This window comes from Vibrio agarivorans, assembly GCF_030409635.1.
GTDB lineage: Bacteria > Pseudomonadota > Gammaproteobacteria > Enterobacterales > Vibrionaceae > Vibrio > Vibrio agarivorans.
Map to the genome: position 1 here is coordinate 1 of NZ_JAUFQF010000001.1, position 20,267 is coordinate 20,267.

The window sequence follows — 20,267 nt, forward strand, 5'->3', positions numbered from 1 at the left end:
TTAAAGGGTGTATATTGTGTATTAAGGCAGAGAAATCTGCCTTTTTATTGCACAACTAATTATATGGGTATATAGTAAATATTGTGTACACTGTGTATAAGGAAAGCATAGCTTGTCATCAGTAAAAGTCAGAGCGACGATTGTAGAGGACAATACGGGCATCAAAAGCCAACTGCCTATCTTGCTAACTGAGCAAGGCGAGTTGAGCACGGTGACAGATTACCTACTCAAATTAGAAGCTGACGGAGTGAGCAATTCAGTGATGAATGGCTTTCTTCAAGCGGTATCTTTGTTGTTGGATTATATGGAAGCAAATAGAGGGTTGTTCGACGATCCGAAGTTACTCTTCCAGACCTTCTCTAAACGTTTATATACAGGAACCATTGGTGAGGATGGGATTGACCCCTCTGGTTTATATTGGGTGCCAAGTTCAACCAGTAACGTGAATAAGCATATTCATCGACTGACGGCATTTACCGACTGGTTGGCAGAAAAGCAAGGTACTGCGTCCATGAACCCCTTGCGTGATGCTACCCCGCATGAGCAGCGATTGAATTACGCTGCATGGTATCGCAAAAACCAAAATGATTTCCTTGGTCATATCGAAGATAAGACTGTGAACAAAACCATCCGTAAGGCGCGAACCATTAAAGGACGCACGCCGCTCACCAAAACCGAAGATGACGCCATCGCCTTTCCTGAAAAGCATTGGGAAGATTTTTATATAAATGGCATCGGTGGCGCGAGCGACCCACGAGTGGCACTCAGGGACAAGTTAATACTCCTTCTAATGCACGGTGGCGGGTTACGCGAAAGTGAAGCTTTAACGCTTTGGGTGACAGACGTGTTTGAAGATCCCTATGAGCCAGATAGTGCTATCGTTCGAATTTACAACGAAACAGATGGCAAAGCCCCTGATGGTTGGCGAAGTCGTTCTGGTACACCAAACAGAGAAGCATATCTAAAGGAGCAATATGCTCGCATCCCTCGTCAGCGCATGAAAGGCACAGCTCATCTTGGTTGGAAGAACCGTGTGGTTGACCACAAAGACAACTACATACAGGTTCAATGGTTTCCAACTGACTATGGCAAAGTGTTTATGTCACTTTGGAAAAACTACCAAAAGTACCGAGCCAGCATCGACTGTCATCACCCTTATGCGTTTATTTCGTTTCATCATAGCGCTATCGGCAACCCTTACACCATCAACGCCTTCCATGATAACTACGCCAACGGCTTGAAGCGCATTGGTTTAGAGCCGAGCAAGGCAGAAGGCTTAGATCCACATGGGCATCGACATAATTACGGCAGACGATTAGAACGTTCAGGATTGAACCCGTTGGTAATTCGACGCTGTATGCACCATAAGTCCCTAGACTCACAAATCCCCTACACAGGCAAAGGCCAGCAGGAAATCTCTGATGAACTGACCCAAGCGACGTTGCAACTGGCAAACCCTGAATCCAAAGTCAAAGCGCTCGACTGGAAAGCACTCGTTGAGCATGGGTTTGATGACGTCGACCCGCAGGGCTATTTCACAGGCAAGCATCCTAAATTGAGAGGTAAATAATGGCGAGAAAAAATGACGGACGTTCATCGGATTCATCCTTCTCTTGGATGCTCACCACACTTGGTGCTGAGTGGCAACAATGGCAGGAGTTGGCAGCCGAGTGGATGGCCGCACAAACCACATCGATTGACACTAAACAATTTGCTTTGGCTCGCTTCTTCGAATCCTATATTAGAGAGCGCGCAAGCTATGCGATAGGCGACATATCATTATTTTTAAGGGACACCGAGGACACCAATGTTCTAGTGAAGAGCTGGAGACGTTGTTAAGAGAAACACAAAACTCTCCTAAAGTATCCAATCAGGAGTAAACATCTCCTGTGACTTTATTGACTTTGTTGTCCAAAAGGTGTTTTCTGAAGAGGATGACAATGGCGAGTTAGTGTCATTGGTTGAAAACCCGCTGAGCAAAATCAAACGACAGGAATCACTAACAGAAACTGTACGTACCCCCCTGCCGTATCGCTACATTCATAATTTGCGCCAAATCCTCTGTCCGCTACCTGATAAAGACGAACTCACCGTCATTGAACAAAACCTCAAGCAAGGTGAAACCCTGCTTCCCACTTATCACTATCGTAATTTCAAACACTGGACATGGGCGCAACAGCAGACAGGTCAACGTCTATCAGGTAATGATGGCGATTGGTTTGAAGTTGAACCAGAACTGATTGATAAAACCGACCCCGACTGTGTATGGCGTACTATAAAAACAACTCGCAAAGGCAATAAAATCATCCTTCACCAAATCTGGTCACCCGTCAAAGCGATGGTGGTTTTCATGAAGCTCCATCTGCCACTGCGTACCTATCAGGTGCGGATGCTAGATAGCGGTGAAGCCGATACGTGGCGCTACGAAAACGCTCAATGGGTACTTAACACTAAAAATGACTTTGCACTTGGCAGTGAAAAGCGCCCATTTAGTAAAGGCATATTCCGCCGAATTCACGACACCATGACAGGGCTGTATTCAACAGGCTTGTATATCAATACCAATAAGACCGCCGACCAAAACAAGGACGAACTAGAGCGTGGTTACATCATTCCGTGGCAAAATAATGAAGTATTGTACTGGATAGAGAAATTACGCAATTGGCAAGAAAAGTACAACCCAATTGATAAACCAACCGACTGCACCACATTACTTACCAAGCACACTGATAAGAAAAAATCGAAAGCACAACTGGAAAGTATGGGGGAAATTTCATTTCTATTTAGAGAGGCCTCGGCAAGGGGGGATGATAGAACTAAACCCATTAGGGACGATGCGCTAGACTCTTTCTGGTATCAACTCCTCTTCGCTCTAGAAAATCAATTGGCTGAACATGGTGATAGTCTCGATGGCGGGGGAAGATTGAGGTTAGTTTCCGAGTATCCAGAGGATATACCTAAGTCGCGACGTTACAAAACTAGCTTTCCATTGCACAGCTTGCGAGTCTCACTCATCACTGCCTATACGATGGACACCCAACTGCCATTACCTGTAATCTCTAAACTATTAGCAGGGCATACGCGTCTATTGATGACCATCTACTACAACAAGATTACCCCATCAGTAATGGCTGAAAAAATGGATGAAGCGCATGGAGAGCTAGACGCAAAATCCAAACAATCGGTGCGCAACTTCCTTAAAGATGCCTCATTGGAGCAAATTCAATGCAAGATGGTGTATCACAACGATGACAGCATTCAGGCGGCACTGGTTAATCGTAATCCGGTTGGCTGGGAAGAACGCTCGTGCGGTATGTGTCTGGTAGGCGGTAACACCGTGAAATCGGATGAAGTCAGTACCCTTGGTGGTTGCTGGAACGGTGGTAAGTTGATTAATGATGTAAAAGCTGCTACCCACCGCATTTACGGCAGTGTGCCTCACGGCCCTGAAAACTGTATTCGCTGCCGCTGGTTTATTACCGAAGCTCGATACCTGCCTGCGCTCAATGCCCACTTCAACCAACTGAGCTACAAAGCACATCAGGCTGCGAACCTATCTGTGGAAATTGAAGGTGAGCTGGAAGCCCTAAAAGACGAGCAGTTCTTTTGTGAAGAGCAAGGCAAACCGTTTACCAAGCACTATGAGCTGCAAGCCCTACAGCGCCGCTATGAAAAGCAGCAAGTTGAAGCCGATGAATACGCCAAAGACTGGATTGCGTGCTTTGAACTTATTCAGAAAATCATTCGTGTTGAAGAGACCAGAAATGAAGATGACAGCAAAGATAAACTGATTGCGGTTGGCTATGAGCAAGATGTCAGCCATGCCTTAAAGTTTATCGAAACCGACTCTGAGTTACTGCATCTATCACTGCTTTGTGATGATGCAGAATTCTTTCCTGATTTACAGGACGAACTGCGTAAAACCCCTGCTATTCAAAAGCGCTCGATGCAACTCAGTCGTGTGCTAATGAAAAAAGGCTTCGAGCCGATTTTCATGGAAATGGACGACAAACAACAACTCATAGCCGCCAATGCCATGCTGCGCCAAATGGCGAAAATTGCTGACCCTGACGATAAGCTCGAAGGCTACCGCAAGGTGGCGAACCACATCGAAGCGGAAGAATACCTGACCGATAACAAGCTGCTCTCTCAGGGTATTCATGCACTGACTAATAAAGCCATTAATCTAGATGGCATAGCACTACCGAACTTATTGGAGGACTAATGGAACTCGATATTGATGTTATTTTGGCTGACTTAAAAGAAGGCAAAGTGCCTCGCACGCAGCAAAACCTCGATAAGCTCAATGACACGCTGAAAGCCTATGCAGAATCAGGTCAGCGTGATTTCTCCATCACGCAAATTGGTCGGGTGTCTGCTGAAAATGGCGGATTGGCGTATGAAGCTTTGCGTGCTACCCGTAATAAGCACTACCGAACACTCATCGAAGCGTGGGCGGCAAAGTGCAATACCAGTACCAAAAAGCCGCTATCCAACACCTCACGGTCTAAATCCATCCCTGCGGATAATAAGCTGTTAGAGCGCATCCCAGACCCTGCGGTACGCGCCTTGTTTGGTCAAATCATTGCCGAGCGTAACCGCTACCGCAAAGAGGTCAATTTGCTCAAGCAACACGCCAATATCACTATCGACAAGCGCCCTGTGCGCCAGTTTGATACCACCGCAGAGCCAAGCGTCGAAGTGCTGCCATCCCTATCAGGCGTACTCACCGAATCAGAGAAAAAAGCCTTAGCGTATGTCATTTCTGATGAATGCATGGAAAAGAACGACTGGCAAACTACTCAGGCGGGTCAAGTAAAAGACATGGAATACAACAGCGAAGTATTCCCTAGAGGCTTTGTCACAGGGCTTCGCAAGCTATTGGGTGAGGTAGATGACTAATGGCAAGTGGGCAGCAAAAAGCACAGCAAAACCTTGAGGCATTTGAGGTCTGGAAAGCCACACAGACGGACGATGACTTTAAACAAATCGTGTTCAGAGGTCAGCTTAACCGTATTGAAGTGGCAAAGGGTATTGGTTGTGGCAAATCGGCGTTAAACCAAAATCCTGCCCTCAAGAAAGCACTCAAAGCCTTAGAAGATGAGCTGCGCAGTAAAGGTGTCCTGCCACCGTTGACCGCCGCTGCCAAGAAGAATGAGGGCAAACCTCAAGCCTACGACAACACAGCAAATCGAAAGCTGCTCGATTCAAAGCGGGTGTCATCATTAGAGGCTGAAAACATCGAGTTGAAAGCCAAGGTCAAGGAGCTTGAAAAGCGACTTGAGCGCTTTGGTGAGCTATCTGAAACCTTATCCGAAATGGGGTTGATGCCACGATGAATACCGCTTTGCATGAAGACCAAATGCGTGTCACCAGTATCCCTTATCACTCGACCAAGATGGTGATATTCAGCGGTGTACCGCTGGCGAAAGACTCTTACAAAACCAATAGTGGGAAGTATTACGTCACCATCAAAGCCGACCCCGATAGCATCCCTGTACTTCCAACGCTGGGTCAGCATTGGTCAGTCAGAGGTGCTCGACAGATAGAAAATATGGAGATGGGTGATTATGTAATGCAGCAGCACACGTATGAATCACCCAAGCATATTGAATGCACTTTACCCGAAACAGGTGAGCAACTGATACGATTTATCGCCAGAGAAAGTGACTTCAAGGGTATTGGCGAAAGCAAAGCTAGAGCGCTCTGGCAGCTCTTGGGTAAAGACTTCCATGCCACACTGAGAAATGACACCCCAGAGTCCAGAAAGCGTCTGACATCGATTTTGAGTGAAGATTCAGTGGAAGCGCTCTTTAAGGGGTACGCCAAATATAAAAATCTGGCTCATTGCAACTGGATGAGCGAGTACAACATCCCTGCCAGTGTGCAGCAACGACTACTCAAGCATCACGGTGAAGCCTCCATCGATGTTATCAAGGATAATCCTTATGCTTTAATGGGCTTTGGTCTTTCGTTCAGTGCCATTGAAGACATTATCAAGTTAACGGATTTTAAGAGCGATGTTGCGAAGGATGACCCAAGAAGGCTCAGCGCTGCTCTGGAAATGGCGATTCGCAAGGAGATTGAAAAAGGTCACACCTATACCACTCATGCCAATGTGCGCCCTTACCTCAACAAGCTATTAAGAGACAAAACACTGGTCACTCAGGCGTTCAAATCAGGTCATGATAAAGCTCAGTATGTTTTAAATCCCGACACAGGAGCCTACCATCCAACAGCGCAACTTCTGATGGAAAGTGTTGTTGCCAAGCGCTTAAAAACACTGATTAAGCGAAATAACTTGTTTGATGAAAACGCCAATGCTGCGTATTGCTCTGCGGCTGCGGAGCTTCCCTACGAATTAACCCCTAAACAAATCGAAGCCGTCACAACGTGTCTGGATAATTCGGTAAGCTGCATTACGGGTGGTGCAGGAACAGGCAAAACAACGGTACTCAGGACGGCTCTCAGGACATATCATCAACTTGGATTTGAAATACACGCCGTTGCGCTCAGCGGTCGTGCTGCAATGAGACTTCATGAGTCCATCGGTTTTGTTACCTCAACCATTGCCAAATTGCTGCGTGAAGAACCTATTGAACCCAGTGTCGAGAAAACAAATCATCTATTAGTGATTGATGAAGCGAGCATGATTGACCTGCCAACTATGTATCGCCTAGTAAATCACATTCACCCCTCTGTACGATTGATATTCAGTGGCGACCCTGACCAACTCCCACCAATAGGTTGTGGCAAGGTATTGGAAGACATCGTTGAAGCAAAAACGGTGGCGAATACGATGCTGGATATCGTCAAACGGCAAGAAGGTTCAACGGGTATCCCCGAATACTCAAAACTCATCAATCAAGGAGTGATGCCTGAACAATTAAGCTCAGGTGCAATACACTTTCACGAAACCAGTAAAACAGACATTGCCAAAGTCTGTTGCGAGCTTTATCAAGAGTTCCCTGATAGCAGTCGTGTCATGGCTCCAACCAAGGCACTCGTATCAGAAATCAATAAGCTCACCCAGCAAGCCGTTAACCCAGATAGCGCCAGCCTTGAGTTCGAAATCAATGGTAACAAGTTCTTTCTGCCACTTAGCCTCAATGATGCGGTGTTATTCACGCAGAATCATTACGATAAAGGCATTCAGAACGGCTCACTTGGCACACTAACCAGTACCAAACCTTCTGGTGACAGTTATGGTGAAGTGACGCTAGATACAGGTGAAAAGGTCGAGATAACACAATCCGTTCTCGACTGCATGGAGTTGGGTTACGCAATCACTCTACATAAAGCTCAAGGATCACAGTTTCCACGCATCATCATCGCTCTGCAAAACGGAAGAATAGTGGATAGAGCATGGTTCTATACGGCAATCACTAGAGCGGAAAGTGAAATCCATATCGTTGGTAGTAGTGATGACATGAAGCAGATCACCAAGGCACCTAGTCACTCTCATAAGCGGAATAGCTACCTGAAAGAACTATTACAATGCTGAAGTTTTATTGTGCAGACTTGCGTTTACTGCAATTCTGGTCTTGTACATAATGGCTTAATATTTAGGGGAACTAAAGTTATCAATGGAAAAATTAGACGGATTGAGCAAGTACAAGTTTGAGAAAATAGCGGTAGAGTCTTTACACAATGCTCTCAGACTCTTAAATGACTCAATATTACTATTCGAACATGGTTCATATCCATCCAGTTTTCAGTTAGCGGTACTTTCACTGGAAGAGTTTTCAAAAGCTAGTTGGGTTGAACACTATTATTACACAGCACTAACGAATGAAGGGTTCATGCCTGAAGACATTGAACAACAGTGGTTAAAGTTACTTTTCAATCACCCCAAAAAGCAAACTCATTTTATAAGTCGTGATTTATTTGAGTTTTCACCGAAGTTTGTAAAGAAGATTGAAGAGAAAGAGATTGAAGTAAAGAAGCAAAAGGCAACTTACGTTGGCTTAAGCAGGATTAAAGGTAAAGTCGATGTTGATAGCAGAGTGTCTATACCTATAAAAGTGACCTCTGAGAATGATGCAAAGCAATTTATTTCACTTATGGTTGGTGAGTTTAGGGATATAAATGAGAAAATTGCTCTAAATGACATGTATTGGGATATTCCTGATATGGATTTGATAACGCAAGGCCCCTTGTTCGATAGAGTTTTGGCATGGCCGTTTGAGAGTGGCTTGAAGGGTAAGCGTTGGTATGAGGAGTGGAAGAAGAAATTGTGATTGAGTCTCGTTACTGGAAGGAAGACTTAGCTGCTTATGCCAGAAGGTTTAAACCCGTTTCTAAACCGCTAAGATATACCGAGAAGCGGCAAGTCAACTTCGAAAAAGATGTAATTATATCGTTATTTATGGTTCGAAAGCTTACTGAAGCAAATAAGCTTTCCTCGCGCACAACGAGTAAACAATTTAATGTCTACGGTTCTAAATGTATCAAACCTGTCAATAGCTTGAACTTCTGGGACATTGATGAACTGTATGACCTATCTAAAGAAGATAAGCTTACAAAGACAGTCCAGTTTATTGCAAACCAATTAGTACATGGCAGTGCTTTGTATGCCTACAGAGATAAAGATCGCAACTGGGGAGGCGTCTATACTTGCTCTGATTTTGAGCGCCATAAATATGTATATAAAATCCCAGTTACTACCATTATCGAAATACTTGAAATTGCATCTGAAGATTACCCTACTGAGATTCATTATGATTACAACGAGGGGAAAGGTGACTATTCAGTCACCACAGATTAATAGAAAGTGTGAAATGTTATCGGCTCTTTAATCCTTGAGGGATTGAAGTGCGTACACACTATTATACATAGTGTGTACGTTTGTCACCTATGGGAAGAGCATTGTCAGTAATGGTCTTCCACTCACTCACTCGCAAATAGACACGATTTTTACTGTATACTCCATTTCGTTGGGGGATTTAACTAAAGAGCAAGAGGTACTTATCCAGCTTTGGACGAGTGAAATGGAAATTACGGTCAATGATTGGGTGAGCTATCAAACTCAAGTTCGCTTACAGATCAAAGAGATGCTTGCACAGCGAGCAGATACTGTTACTCTGGAACGCAAACTAAACAGTGTGTTAACTGACCCTGAGCGCTTTTACAGTAGCGAGTTGAATCGTAAGCTTGAGCATAATCGGCAGGTGATGGACCTCTATTTTGTCCAGCTGGTGAATATTGCGACAGACAAGCAGGCCCATCACTATCGAGAGACTCTTGAGGACTGGAAAGAAGTGGCTCTTGATATCATGCAGTAGTGCTGATCAATACACCCCAACGAATCAAGGATTGATTTTGGAATGGATTCTTCTGTTTCTTGCTGGTTTTGCAGGAGGCATTCTCAATAGCATCGCCGGTGGCGGTAGTTTCATCACCTTTCCTGCATTGATGATGGCAGGCGTGCCTCCCATACAAGCTAATGCGACGAATACCTATGCTTCGTGCGCTGGCTACATCAGTGGTGCAGTAGGCTTTCGTCAAGACATTGCACAAAATGCACGTCAACTCGCTTTCACAATAATCGGCAGTCTCATTGGAGGCGCATTGGGTGCCTATCTGCTCCTCACAGTCGATGAGCAACAGTTTCTTACTGCAATACCCTGGTTACTACTATTTGCAACCCTACTGTTTATTTTTGGAGCCAAGATTACACAGCTTTTGGGGCAATTAACCGGTAGTAACAAATCAAGTGCGGTATGGTCTAGTGGATTGATTGGCCTTTGCTTGATCGGAGTTTCTGCCTATGGCGGTTTTTTCAATGCTGGCTTAGGAGTTATTGTCTTGAGCTATCTGGTGATCGCAGGGTACAGCGACATCAACCAGATGAACGGGCTTAAATTGCTAATATCTTCTTGCGTCTCTTTGATCGCCATCGTCATCTTTGTTTATGAAGGCGCGATCGACTGGCAGCGGGGAAGTGTCGTCATGGTCGGTACTTTGCTTGGTGGCTACTGTGCTGCGAGAATCTCTAGGAATATTAAGCAAAGCTATGTTAAAAATTTCGTCGCTTTGTTCAGTATCGCCTTAACTGTTTACTTCTTTTATGACGTGTATATCTAGATCACGCTTTCACAAGTTTTGAGGATAATTTAGCCAATTTTTTGGTGATTTATGGCATATTGAATGTGGCCTTAAGGACACTGAAGTTAGCCCTAAAGTAGAGCCTATCGCTCCCTTTTATTGGTCTTTTCCATAGGTAGGAGGGGTTATGAATAAGAAACTAGGTCAAGTGATGACAAGCAGCCGCATGATATCGTTCATTGCGTTTTTAGCGGCTACATTCGCATGGGTCTTAGACCTCAAGGCACTGTTTACATTCTCAATCATTGCTTTCATCGCGAGTGCAACTCTCTATTGGACAGAGCGTTACCAATCCAAGCGCAGTGAGGATCAAGATGAGCACTCACAGCTATAAGTACCCGTCAGGGCTAATTTCTCCAAGAAGTTGGCCCTTTTTATTGCCTGCTAATTATCATGCCTGTCCCAGTTTAGATAACGTAATTATGCCTGTCCCATTAAGTTCGGCCTAGCTAGAGGGTTCTTTTCTTGATAGAGAATTTATGGTGGCTGTCCCATTAGTGCCATTAGTGCCATTAGTGCCATTAGTGAAGTTGTGTGTTTCTTGGCCAAGCACGGCAGCTATTCACATCTTGTTAAAATAAATACCCCTAAGGTGTGTATGGCTTGTTATGATAGGAGTCATCTAGGCGTAATAACTAAAGAATGAAAATGAACGCAATAGAGTTCAACAACATCAATAAATGGTATGGCAGTTACCAGGCTTTGAAAAACGTCAACTTGTCAGTGGCAAAAGGAGAAATCCTGGTCGTATGTGGTCCCTCTGGTTCCGGTAAGTCGACCTTGATTCGCACCGTCAATGGGCTTGAAGCTATCTCTAGTGGTGAGATTTCTGTCTTACCTTATCTTGAGCAAGACTTAACGGGTAAAGTGGGGATGGTGTTCCAGCACTTTAATTTGTTCCCTCATCTGACCGTAATGGAAAATTTAACCTTAGCCCCGATCAGAACCCTCAAACTCTCTAAACAAGAAGCGCAAGAGCGCGCTCGTCATTATCTTCAGCGTGTAAATATCAGTGAGCAGGCGGATAAATATCCTGTGCAGCTTTCTGGCGGGCAACAACAGCGAGTGGCTATCGCACGCTCACTATGTATGCAGCCTGAGGTGCTGTTGTTTGATGAGCCAACATCCGCACTAGACCCTGAAACCATTCAAGAAGTGCTTGATGTCATGATTGACTTAGCGCAAGACGGTATCACCATGATGTGTGTGACTCATGAAATGGGTTTTGCTCGCAAGGTAGCAGATCGCGTTATCTTTATGGATGAAGGTGAGATCCTGGAAGTCGCAACGCCAGAAGAGTTGTTTTCTAACCCTAAGCATCAACGCACTCAGCAGTTCTTGAATCAGATTTTGAGTCACTAATATGCAGAGGCTATTTAAACCTGTTCTATCCGCCATTCTACAGATTATCCTCTTGGTCATAGCGTTAAGCTGGGTGTTGGACTCTGGTGCACAAGCCATGGGCTATCGATGGCAGTGGGAGCGTGTACCAGATTATCTCTTCTTTTATGAAGACGGAGAGTGGTGGCCCGCTGAGCTTATGGAAGGGTTGTGGGTGACGATTAAGATCTCTGCGATGAGCTTACTCTTTACTCTGATTTTTGGTTTAACTACCGCGCTTCTAAAATTGTCGAACTCAATTGTCGGTCGAACTATTGCGAGTGCGTATATCGAGATCATTCGTAATACCCCATTACTGGTGCAAATCTATCTACTCTACTTCGTTTTCGGCCCCGTTATAGGCTTAGACCGCTTTTATACCGCGGTGTTAGCACTCTCTTTATTCCAAGGGGCTTATACAGCAGAAATATTCCGCGGAGGTTTAAATAGTATTGATAAGGGGCAGTTTGAAGCATCGAAAACTCTCGGTTTATCGCCGTTTTATACTTACCTTGATGTGATATTCCCTCAGCTGCTTCAACGGACTTTGCCACCAATGACGAATGAGGTGGTATCACTGATCAAGAACTCCTCGATCGTCAGCGTTATGGCAATTTTCGACTTAACGACAGAAGGGCGCAATATTGTTTCAGAAACAGCAATGCCTTTCGAGATCTGGTTTACTGTCGCAGCAATCTATCTCATGTTGACCTTAACGTTGTCAGGCTTATCGGCGTTACTCGAACACAAATTGGGCGCGCAATGGCGCACTCAATAACTTCCCTTAAGGAGAAAACAATGAAAAATAAAGGACTAGGCTCAATGTTCCGTTTGCTAGGAAAAAAAGGCTTTAAAGCTTCAATAACTGCGCTACTCGGGTTAGCGGTTAGCTTACCTTCGTTTGCTGCAGATACCCCAAACCTTGATCAAATCAATGAGCGAGGTACATTGCGAGTGGGTATGTCGACGTTTGTTCCGTGGGCAATGCGTGATAAACAGGGTGAACTTATTGGTTTTGAGATTGATGTTGCAAAGCGTCTTGCTCAAGATTCGGGCTGGCAGGTGGAGTTTGTACCAACTGCTTGGGATGGAATTATACCAGCACTGTTGGCACAAAAATTTGACGTGATTATCGGTGGCCTATCGATCACGGAAGAGCGTTCAAAGAGTGTTCTTTTCTCTGACCCATACTCTCACTCAGGCATTCAAGTCGCCGCTAGCAAATCTTTGGCGGGGGATATGACTGAGCTGAGTGATTATGATTCACGCCGTATTAGCATTGCGGTTCGTCGCGGTGCAACACCGGTGCAAGTTGCACGCGAAACCTTTCCAAAAGCGAAACTTCTTCAATTTGATGATGAAGCCCAAGCGTTCCAAGAAGTGTTAAACGGTAATGCTCACGCAGTGATAGCATCTAGCCCGAAACCAGAGCATGAAGCGGTTAAGCACGCAGATAAGCTGTTTATTCCATTTACTGAGCGTCTTGCTCAGGGTAATGAAGCTTTTGCCGTACGTTTAGGTGAAGAGGATAAAGCGGCATTCTTTAATGAGTGGATTGCTGCACGCACAGCCGATGGATGGCTCAAAGAGCGCTATGAATTCTGGTTCTCGACGCTTGATTGGCAAGATCAAGTTGCCTCTGGTCAGTAGACAATAATGATAGTGATTTTGTGGAAAGAAGTCGTACTTTAAACCAGCCAGAGCAGCATCAATCATCAAGCAAGCGCCTAAATAAATTAGATTGGGGTTTGTTATTGGTGCTTGGTGCCGTTGTGGCTTGGCTATATTACCGCTCCTCTGTTGGTGTAAATTATCACTGGCAGTGGGAGAAAGCGGTTGATTTGATATTTACGCCTAGAGCAGATGGCAGTTTACCGTATTTTTTTCAAGGCTTGGTGGCAACGCTGAGGTTGAGTTTGTGGGGAATACTGTTGGCATTAGTGCTTGGTACAATACTAGGCATTGCTCGCCATAGCAAGGTCATGCTGGTTCGTATCCCTGCTAACCTGTTTGTGCAGTTAGTAAGAAACAATCCACCATTAGTGTTCATCTTTATTTTCTACTTCTTTATCTCTAATCAGTTGATTCCGCTGCTTGGGCTAGAAGAAATGCTACGCGGAAATCGAGCAGAGCCCAATGTGTTACAGCTATTCTTGTTTGGCCCTGTAAACCTGTGGGAAAACTTGTTGTCCGGTGTCTTGTGCGTTGGCTTGCTATCATCGGCGTATGTCGCAGAAGTCGTGCGCTCTGGTTTGATAGCTGTTCCCAAAGGTCAGTGGGAGGCGGCCGATTCGTTAGGCTTGTCGTTTTGGACTAAATATCGTTATGTTATCGCACCCCAAGTGCTGGCGAGTATTACTCCTGCGTTGGCAGGTCAGGCAATTTCTCTGGTTAAAGACACCTCGATAGTCTCGCTCATTTCCATTCAAGAAATGACATTCGCAGGAACAGAGATCGCTAATTCATCCGGCCTCATTTTTGAAATCTGGCTGATTGTCGGCTTGGTTTATTTCTTACTCTGCTTTGGTTTATCATTGCTGTTTAAGAAGGTGGAAAAGCGGAGTCTACGACACCTCTCCCGTTAACCCTCAAGAGCCGCCATCGCGGCTCTTTCTTTTTCAAGCAGTATAGCCTTTGTTATATTTTTATAAGGACAGGCACAGCTATCACTTACTCGAACAAGGACTTATTGGGACAGGCACCGTTTTAAGGGGGTTGTATCAAACGAGGACAGGCATGACTTGGAGTTTGGCTTTGGGTGCATAGGTCATACTAGGACAGGCACCTTTGAAATTGTAACCTGGTATAGAAGGGGGGTTGTATCTAATAGGTGAGGCGGTAGAATCAGCGCTCTTAATTGTTTTGTCCCCAAACATAACGAACCACTTATGCCAAAAATCAATTTACATCGACGTGACCATGCTTCTGCACTAGCCAATGAAATGAGTCCTGAAACACTCCAACAAAAGCTTGCGCCTCGCTTTGGAAGACCGCAAAAGCGCCTGACACCTAGCCCTTACATTAGTGATAAGAACCTAGAGCGTCGTTGGAGTAAAATTGATAACCCTGAGTGGCAAACTTTGCTGCTAGATGATGTGACCTGTGAGCAGGCAGAACTCTACAACAAGAACATTGAGTACTTTATCGGTACGGTTAATGTGCCAGTAGGCGTTGCAGGGCCACTGCGTGTAAATGGACTTTTTGCTGAAGGCGATTATCTCGTTCCGTTAGCAACAACGGAAGCGGCGCTGGTGGCTTCTTATCACCGAGGCTCACAGTTGCTTACTGCAGCTGGTGGGGCAAGCGCCATGCTGCTTAATGAGGGAGTGACTCGTACGCCGGGTTTCGCGTTTTACAATCTTGCAGAAGCAGGGCAGTTTGTTGCGTGGGCAGTGACGCAATATGCCCAGTTTAAGCAAATCGCAGAATCAACCACGTCACATGGCAAACTTAAAGACATCAATATCAATATTGAAGGCAACCACGTTTACCTGGTATTCGAGTATCTGACAGGTGATGCTTCTGGGCAGAATATGGTCACCATTGCCACCAATGCGGTGTTTGAATTTATCATGCATAACTCACCCATTGAGCCGGAGTTCGCGTTCCTAGATGGTAATTTGTCCGGCGATAAAAAAGCCACAGCCCAAACGCTGCGTAGCGTGCGCGGTAAAAAGGTGACAGCCGAAGCTAACATTCCTGCTGAGCTAGTTGAAAAATACCTCCACACTACCCCAGAGAAGATGATGCAATTTGCACAGATGACAACGGTAGGCGGCACGTTGAGTGGCACTATTGGTATTAATGGTCATTATGCTAATGCACTCGCCGCGCTGTATATTGCTTGCGGTCAAGATGCTGCATGTGTTGCTGAATCGGCGGTGGGGATGACTCGTTTAGAGATCAACCGTGATGGTGGTCTTTATGCGAGTGTCACGTTGCCAAATATCATGGTAGGCACAGTGGGTGGTGGGACAGGCTTACCTACACAAAAAGCCTGTCTTGAAATGATGGGCTTACATGGTAATGGTCAATCGCAAGCGTTGGCAGAGGTAGTGGCAGCGCTATGTCTCGCGGGTGAGCTCTCTATTGTCGGTGCTTTTTGTGCGGGCCATTTCTCACGCGCTCACCATAAACTGGCTCGCGACTAGTAAGCGATCTTTATATTGTGCGAATCGCAGCTTCTGAACTGCGATCAGTGTTCACTCGTCTTCAATTTTGAATCGCGCGTGTCTTGCTTGAGTAATTGAGCATCGCGTTTGACTCATGAGCTGATGCAGAGTCATTTCAGGGCTCTCTTTTAGCAACCGTATCAGTTTGGCCTCTAGGGGCTCAAGCTTATCTTGGTGCTGACTGAGCACATCGTCGACTTTTCGGCATAGAAAACAACGCTCATTGATAGCGTAATGCCTAAATGCTTCAACAAAGTTTAAGAGATTGGGCGCGGCCCCAATAAGCTGCCAATTGCGCGAGCGCCTGACCCGTTTCAATGTGCAGTGATACTCCTGACTCAACTGCTTTGCGAGTTCAACTTGAGTACGCTCAAGTCGGTGCAAAAGAGAGGGCAGAGAGACGGTGATAAGTGAGTCGGGCATGAAAAAGGCTACAAGATACGGAAGTATTTGTAGCCTAGGTTAGAGTGATAAGCGTTTTACTTCAAGACATCATCACTTCGCGGCGTGCTTTCACACTCATCAACAGCATGTAGATGCAAGTTGCTAATAGTGACAAGAACAGATAGCTCATTAAGCCATGGTTTTGTCCCATTGAACGATCAGCAATCACAGGGCCAAGCACGGAACCAATACTGTAACTGAACAGCATGACTTGCGTTGCTGAAACAATATAGCGTGTATCGAGTTTGTCACAGGCTAGGTTAATAGCGATTGGGTAGAGAGCGAATGTCGCCATACCCAACAAAAACAAGTTAACGGCTAGCGTAGCGATATCACCCTGCAAAAACGTCATGGCTAATGCCCCTACGCCCAGTAGTGAGAACATGGCCATTAGTAATGTGCGGCCTAGGTACTTTGATAGCCAAGACACCATAGGTTGTACAGCCATTCCACCAAGAATGATCAACGCCATTAAACTGCCAACTTCTTCTCGAGCAATGCCACGATTAGAGAGTTCAAGTGGCATCAGGCCATAGATTGCCCCTAGGGTTTGCCCCGAAACGATGCAGCCGATAAGCGCTGCTTGGTTAAGTTTAGAGATCTGTTTTAGGCTTAAGCTGTCACTATGCCCTGCATCCGGTTGATCTGATTCACCAAACATTAGGCTAACCACAGCCAAAAGTAGCAAGCCTAAGATAGTCGCGACAGGTAGCATGCCTTCAATACCAATGATGCCGATACCGAGTTGCCCCAGTGCTGCGCCGCCATATAGCGACCCCATGTACAGGCCGAGTCGTTTCGCGCGACCCGCTTCGTCACCATGTAACAGCCAAGACTCTACGGTAACAAACACACCTGCAACCGCGATACCTGCCAAGAAACGCGCTGCCAACCAAACGGCGGCGTGAGGCAGGGCAACCAGCACAGCAATGGTGAAAATAAATACAACGAGAGAGGCAATAAAGGCGACTCGGTGACCAATGCGGTTGACCATCGGTTCCATCATCATGGCACCGACTAATAAACCAGCGTAAAACGCACTCGCCAGCCAACTCGCGAGTGAGCTTTCAAGGCCATATTGTGGCAACGCGAGTGGGATAATACTCATCAAATAACCCGAGGCTACGGCGTATAAAAACAGGGCAATAACCGGCACTGTGATGCGTGGTTTTGCTACGGCCAAAGTCGAGTTCATGATGATGCGCTCCTAAAATTGAGTGATTGGTTCGTTGATTTAGGGCGCGAATATGGGGGAAATAACTGTTAGGGTAAAACGATTGTTTTTTCTCTTTACGACAAAGAATTTTTATCGACAAAAAAGCACAGCTAGCGACTAGGCTAGCTGTGCTTTTGACTGCTAGAGAGGGCGTACTATGCGACGTTGTCGTAGCGATATCTCAGTTTAGGATCATTGGTAAAGTATTCAACGAGCTCCCATTCAAATCCGGCATTATCCCAGAAGTAAACCCGCTTGCGACTCGTCTCATCGGCAATTTGACCATTCATGCGATAGCCTTTATCGAGAAGGTTTTGTTTAATTTGCTCAACGTCGGTGACGACTAATGCCAGATGGTTAATGCCGATATCATAATAGGGGCGACGGTTGTCTTTGGCGGTTTGATCCAGTTGTGGCTCTTGAAGTGCGAGGTAGTTTTCGTTGTTCCCCACATGTGCCCATCGATAGCTATCTTCGGGCTCATTGTCTGCCCTCACTTCAAAGTCTGGGGCGACGATTTTCAAAAAATCAACGGCGGCATCAATGCTTGGTACGGTGATATTTGCATGCTCTAGTTTGGTCATCCTTCATTCCCTCTCGATAACGATATGTGTTTTTTGTTGAATTGTTTGTATAGATAGAGCGTAAAACCTAAACTTAACTTGAGGTCAAGAAGGAATATGAAAATGATGTTATCTGTAGGGCAAGTGGCCAAGCGTGCCGATGTTGCAGTATCGGCCATCCATTTTTATGAAAAGAAAGGTTTGATTACTTCAGCCCGAAATAGCGGTAATCAAAGACAGTACACAAGCGATGTCTTACGACGAATCGCTGTGATAAAAATCGCGCAGCAAGTGGGGCTCTCACTGCAAGAGATCAGGCAGGCGATGTCGGTCTTGCCGATCAATAAAGCTCCCTCGCAAGATGAGTGGCAATTAATGAGTCAAATCTGGCGTGAAGAACTACAAGCAAGAATCGACAACATGCAAAAGCTACATAGCCAGTTGGGGCACTGTATCGGTTGTGGCTGCCTTTCAATGAAAACTTGCCATCTTTACAACCCAGATGATGAGAAGGGGATAGACGCCAAAGGCGCAACGTTATGGTGACCAGTGAAATTAAGGTATGAAGGGACAAAAAAGGTGCCTCGTGGCACCTAGTTGTGTTTTATCTTAAGTGTTATCCGCAGCACTTTTTGAACTTTTTACCGCTACCACACGGGCACGGGTCGTTGCGACCGATTTTATCGTGAGCGAAAGGTTGCGGTTTCTTCACCGTTTCGATGACTGGCTCGGGGAATGTTCCGTCGATGTAGTACCAGAGGCCCTCTTCGCGCACAAAGCGTGAACGCTCCTCTAGACATAGCGTTTCACCGTCTTGATTCAGATACGCTTTAAAGGTGACAAAACCTTCGTCGCTGTGTGAACCATTTTCACGGCTTGTAACTTCGAGGTTGATCCAGTCACTGCGTACTGAATCTGCAATTGCATCGTAATCGTCTTGTGCATTGCAGCTTGGGTGATACGTAGCCACAACAAAATCCACTAGGTCGAGAACATGGGCGCAATATCTTGCGCGCATAAGCTGCTCAGGAATAGAGGCATTATGGTGGTTTTGATGTACAGGCTCACAGCATTGTGCGTAGGCTTGGCCGCTTTTACATGGGCATGTTGTCATGATGGTGTTCCAGTTTCTGCTGATGCAAGTAAATCTCCGGTCCATTGCACGGCATCATCGTAGCATTGACTGAGTGATTCATCAGATAATTTGAGAGTTGCAGAGAGTTCAGCGAGGGCTTGCCAGTTCGCTTGTTCGTAGCTGATGGCGGTACCAAGAATATTGGCTAGTGTGCCTGTCCCATCAGCCAGAGCGGTTTTGACGGCTTCATCAACAGGCATAGACTCAAGCAAGTCGGCAATTGGCTGATCAAGCAAGCTGTCGAGTAATGAGAACATTCCGGTCAAAAACGCATCGCCAGGGTCAACATCGCCTTTGACTTTGCGTGCAACCAACTCGCAAAAACGCGCGCGCTGAACAGAGAGGCGATACAGATAGTCTGGTTTCGACTCTTTGGTCGATGCGATTGCAACCAAAGCCACAAACTTTCTTAAGCGCTCTTCACCTAAATAGACTAGCGCTTGTTTAAAGGATTTTATCTTGGCAGACACCATCACTGAAGAGTTGACATAGGTCAGCAACTTATACGACAGCGACAGGTCTTGGCTGAATAGGTTTTCCAGCGCTTTGTAGTCGATGGAAGGTTTAGCCAATTGCTTACACAGTTGCACAACCGTGATGAATGATGGCTCAAGGGCTTTGCGCTGTATCATCTCTGGCTTACTGAAAAAGTAACCCTGAAAGTAATCAAATCCAGCATCATGGGCGCGTTGGAAATCTTCGTAGGTTTCAACTTTTTCAGCTAGGAAGCGAATTTTGGTGTGCTCAAGTTTGTGAATGAAGATTTCTGCTTTTTCAATTGAGATCGAGCGAATATCAAATTTGATGATAGAGACAAACGGCAAGAACGGTCTCCACTCTTTGCTCGGTACAAAGTCATCAAGTGCAATAGTGTAACCCGCGAGTGCCATTTCTCGAACAGCAGAGAGCAGTTCAGAGGTTGGTGCACAGTCCTCTAATATTTCAACAACGAGGTTGTCGCTCGGGAACAAGGTTGGAATGCGATTAATCAAGCTCTGGTAAGGAAAGTTAACAAAGCCGAGGTTATCCCCAAGAGTGCTGTAGTGGGTCGATAAAAAATGATCAGACAAAAGTCGACTGGTCGCGAGATCAGGATCGATTTCAGGAAAGGTATTGTTCGGGCCATCACGGAACAGCAACTCGTAACCAATGGTCCGTTTGGAGCGATCGAGTATCGGCTGTCTTGCTATATACGAGTACTTCAAGGGTGTTCTTATTTTTGTCTGCAGACGTTTAATATTACTGATAGT

At 45.6% G+C, this 20,267-nt stretch carries 22 protein-coding genes; 17 read left to right on the forward strand and 5 right to left on the reverse strand.

Translation table 11 applies throughout. The features are described from left to right. Positions 1-112: 112 nt before the first annotated feature. The 16 genes from gmtY to QWZ05_RS00080 all read left to right on the forward strand — a co-directional run bounded on the left by gmtY (position 113) and on the right by QWZ05_RS00080 (position 15,638). A complete protein-coding gene (gmtY, locus tag QWZ05_RS00005) occupies positions 113-1,570 on the forward strand; it encodes a gamma-mobile-trio recombinase GmtY (RefSeq protein WP_290295786.1) in 1,458 nt (485 codons plus the stop codon). Continuing rightward, on the forward strand, positions 1,570-1,839 hold the full coding sequence (locus tag QWZ05_RS00010) for a VPA1269 family protein (RefSeq protein ID WP_290295788.1): 270 nt from the start codon (positions 1,570-1,572) through the stop codon (positions 1,837-1,839). The genes gmtY and QWZ05_RS00010 overlap by 1 nt, the downstream gene beginning before the upstream one ends. A gap of 79 nt (positions 1,840-1,918) precedes the next feature. Then, positions 1,919-4,225, forward strand: a complete 2,307-nt coding sequence (gene gmtZ, locus QWZ05_RS00015; protein WP_290295790.1) for a gamma-mobile-trio integrase GmtZ — start codon at positions 1,919-1,921, stop codon at positions 4,223-4,225. Then, positions 4,225-4,902 carry a gamma-mobile-trio protein GmtX gene (gene gmtX, locus QWZ05_RS00020; RefSeq protein WP_290295792.1) on the forward strand — a complete coding sequence of 226 codons (678 nt, stop codon included), beginning with the start codon at positions 4,225-4,227 and terminating at the stop codon, positions 4,900-4,902. Before gmtZ ends, gmtX begins: the two co-directional genes overlap by 1 nt. After that, positions 4,902-5,339, forward strand: coding sequence for a VPA1267 family protein (locus tag QWZ05_RS00025; protein WP_290295794.1), 438 nt, complete (start codon positions 4,902-4,904; stop codon positions 5,337-5,339). Before gmtX ends, QWZ05_RS00025 begins: the two co-directional genes overlap by 1 nt. Further along, positions 5,336-7,504, forward strand: coding sequence for an AAA family ATPase (locus QWZ05_RS00030; protein WP_290295796.1), 2,169 nt, complete (start codon positions 5,336-5,338; stop codon positions 7,502-7,504). Before QWZ05_RS00025 ends, QWZ05_RS00030 begins: the two co-directional genes overlap by 4 nt. A gap of 82 nt (positions 7,505-7,586) precedes the next feature. Further along, positions 7,587-8,240 (forward strand): AbiV family abortive infection protein, encoded by a 654-nt coding sequence (locus tag QWZ05_RS00035; RefSeq protein ID WP_290295798.1) that lies wholly within the window; start codon positions 7,587-7,589, stop codon positions 8,238-8,240. Further along, positions 8,222-8,767 (forward strand): hypothetical protein, encoded by a 546-nt coding sequence (locus QWZ05_RS00040; RefSeq protein ID WP_290295800.1) that lies wholly within the window; start codon positions 8,222-8,224, stop codon positions 8,765-8,767. The genes QWZ05_RS00035 and QWZ05_RS00040 overlap by 19 nt, the downstream gene beginning before the upstream one ends. A gap of 223 nt (positions 8,768-8,990) precedes the next feature. Beyond that, on the forward strand, positions 8,991-9,284 hold the full coding sequence (locus QWZ05_RS00045; protein WP_290295802.1) for a hypothetical protein: 294 nt from the start codon (positions 8,991-8,993) through the stop codon (positions 9,282-9,284). 31 nt (positions 9,285-9,315) lie between these two features. Continuing rightward, positions 9,316-10,086, forward strand: coding sequence for a sulfite exporter TauE/SafE family protein (locus tag QWZ05_RS00050; protein WP_264875931.1), 771 nt, complete (start codon positions 9,316-9,318; stop codon positions 10,084-10,086). Positions 10,087-10,234: 148 nt separating this feature from the next. Further along, complete coding sequence (locus QWZ05_RS00055) at positions 10,235-10,441, forward strand: hypothetical protein (protein WP_264875930.1); 207 nt, start codon at positions 10,235-10,237, stop codon at positions 10,439-10,441. Between the two features lie 314 nt (positions 10,442-10,755). After that, positions 10,756-11,469 carry an amino acid ABC transporter ATP-binding protein gene (locus QWZ05_RS00060; RefSeq protein ID WP_290295805.1) on the forward strand — a complete coding sequence of 238 codons (714 nt, stop codon included), beginning with the start codon at positions 10,756-10,758 and terminating at the stop codon, positions 11,467-11,469. A gap of 1 nt (position 11,470) precedes the next feature. Continuing rightward, positions 11,471-12,265, forward strand: a complete 795-nt coding sequence (locus QWZ05_RS00065) for an amino acid ABC transporter permease (protein ID WP_264875928.1) — start codon at positions 11,471-11,473, stop codon at positions 12,263-12,265. A 20-nt stretch (positions 12,266-12,285) separates the two neighbouring features. Beyond that, positions 12,286-13,137: a transporter substrate-binding domain-containing protein gene (locus QWZ05_RS00070; protein WP_264875927.1), complete on the forward strand. Its 852-nt coding sequence runs from the start codon at positions 12,286-12,288 to the stop codon at positions 13,135-13,137. Positions 13,138-13,157: 20 nt separating this feature from the next. Beyond that, positions 13,158-14,072, forward strand: coding sequence for an amino acid ABC transporter permease (locus QWZ05_RS00075; protein WP_390216820.1), 915 nt, complete (start codon positions 13,158-13,160; stop codon positions 14,070-14,072). 303 nt (positions 14,073-14,375) lie between these two features. Next, complete coding sequence (locus QWZ05_RS00080; RefSeq protein ID WP_290295809.1) at positions 14,376-15,638, forward strand: hydroxymethylglutaryl-CoA reductase; 1,263 nt, start codon at positions 14,376-14,378, stop codon at positions 15,636-15,638. Positions 15,639-15,689: 51 nt separating this feature from the next. Here QWZ05_RS00080 and QWZ05_RS00085 read toward each other — a convergent pair whose 3' ends face one another. From QWZ05_RS00085 to QWZ05_RS00095, 3 genes are all read right to left on the reverse strand, one after another. Beyond that, a complete protein-coding gene (locus QWZ05_RS00085; protein WP_264875925.1) occupies positions 15,690-16,082 on the reverse strand; it encodes a ribosome recycling factor family protein in 393 nt (130 codons plus the stop codon). Positions 16,083-16,143: 61 nt separating this feature from the next. Further along, positions 16,144-17,298, reverse strand: a complete 1,155-nt coding sequence (locus QWZ05_RS00090; RefSeq protein ID WP_290295811.1) for an MFS transporter — start codon at positions 17,296-17,298, stop codon at positions 16,144-16,146. Positions 17,299-17,474: 176 nt separating this feature from the next. Then, positions 17,475-17,903, reverse strand: a complete 429-nt coding sequence (locus tag QWZ05_RS00095) for a VOC family protein (protein WP_290295813.1) — start codon at positions 17,901-17,903, stop codon at positions 17,475-17,477. 102 nt (positions 17,904-18,005) lie between these two features. Between QWZ05_RS00095 and soxR the strand changes: the two genes are divergently transcribed. Then, on the forward strand, positions 18,006-18,428 hold the full coding sequence (soxR, locus tag QWZ05_RS00100; protein ID WP_290295815.1) for a redox-sensitive transcriptional activator SoxR: 423 nt from the start codon (positions 18,006-18,008) through the stop codon (positions 18,426-18,428). A 70-nt stretch (positions 18,429-18,498) separates the two neighbouring features. Here the strand turns inward: soxR and QWZ05_RS00105 are convergent, their stop codons facing one another. Beyond that, positions 18,499-18,996, reverse strand: coding sequence for a YchJ family metal-binding protein (locus QWZ05_RS00105; protein ID WP_290295816.1), 498 nt, complete (start codon positions 18,994-18,996; stop codon positions 18,499-18,501). Further along, entirely contained in the window at positions 18,993-20,222 is a 1,230-nt protein-coding gene (locus QWZ05_RS00110; protein WP_290295817.1) for an EAL and HDOD domain-containing protein, read from the reverse strand. The genes QWZ05_RS00105 and QWZ05_RS00110 overlap by 4 nt, the downstream gene beginning before the upstream one ends. Positions 20,223-20,267: the final 45 nt, after the last annotated feature.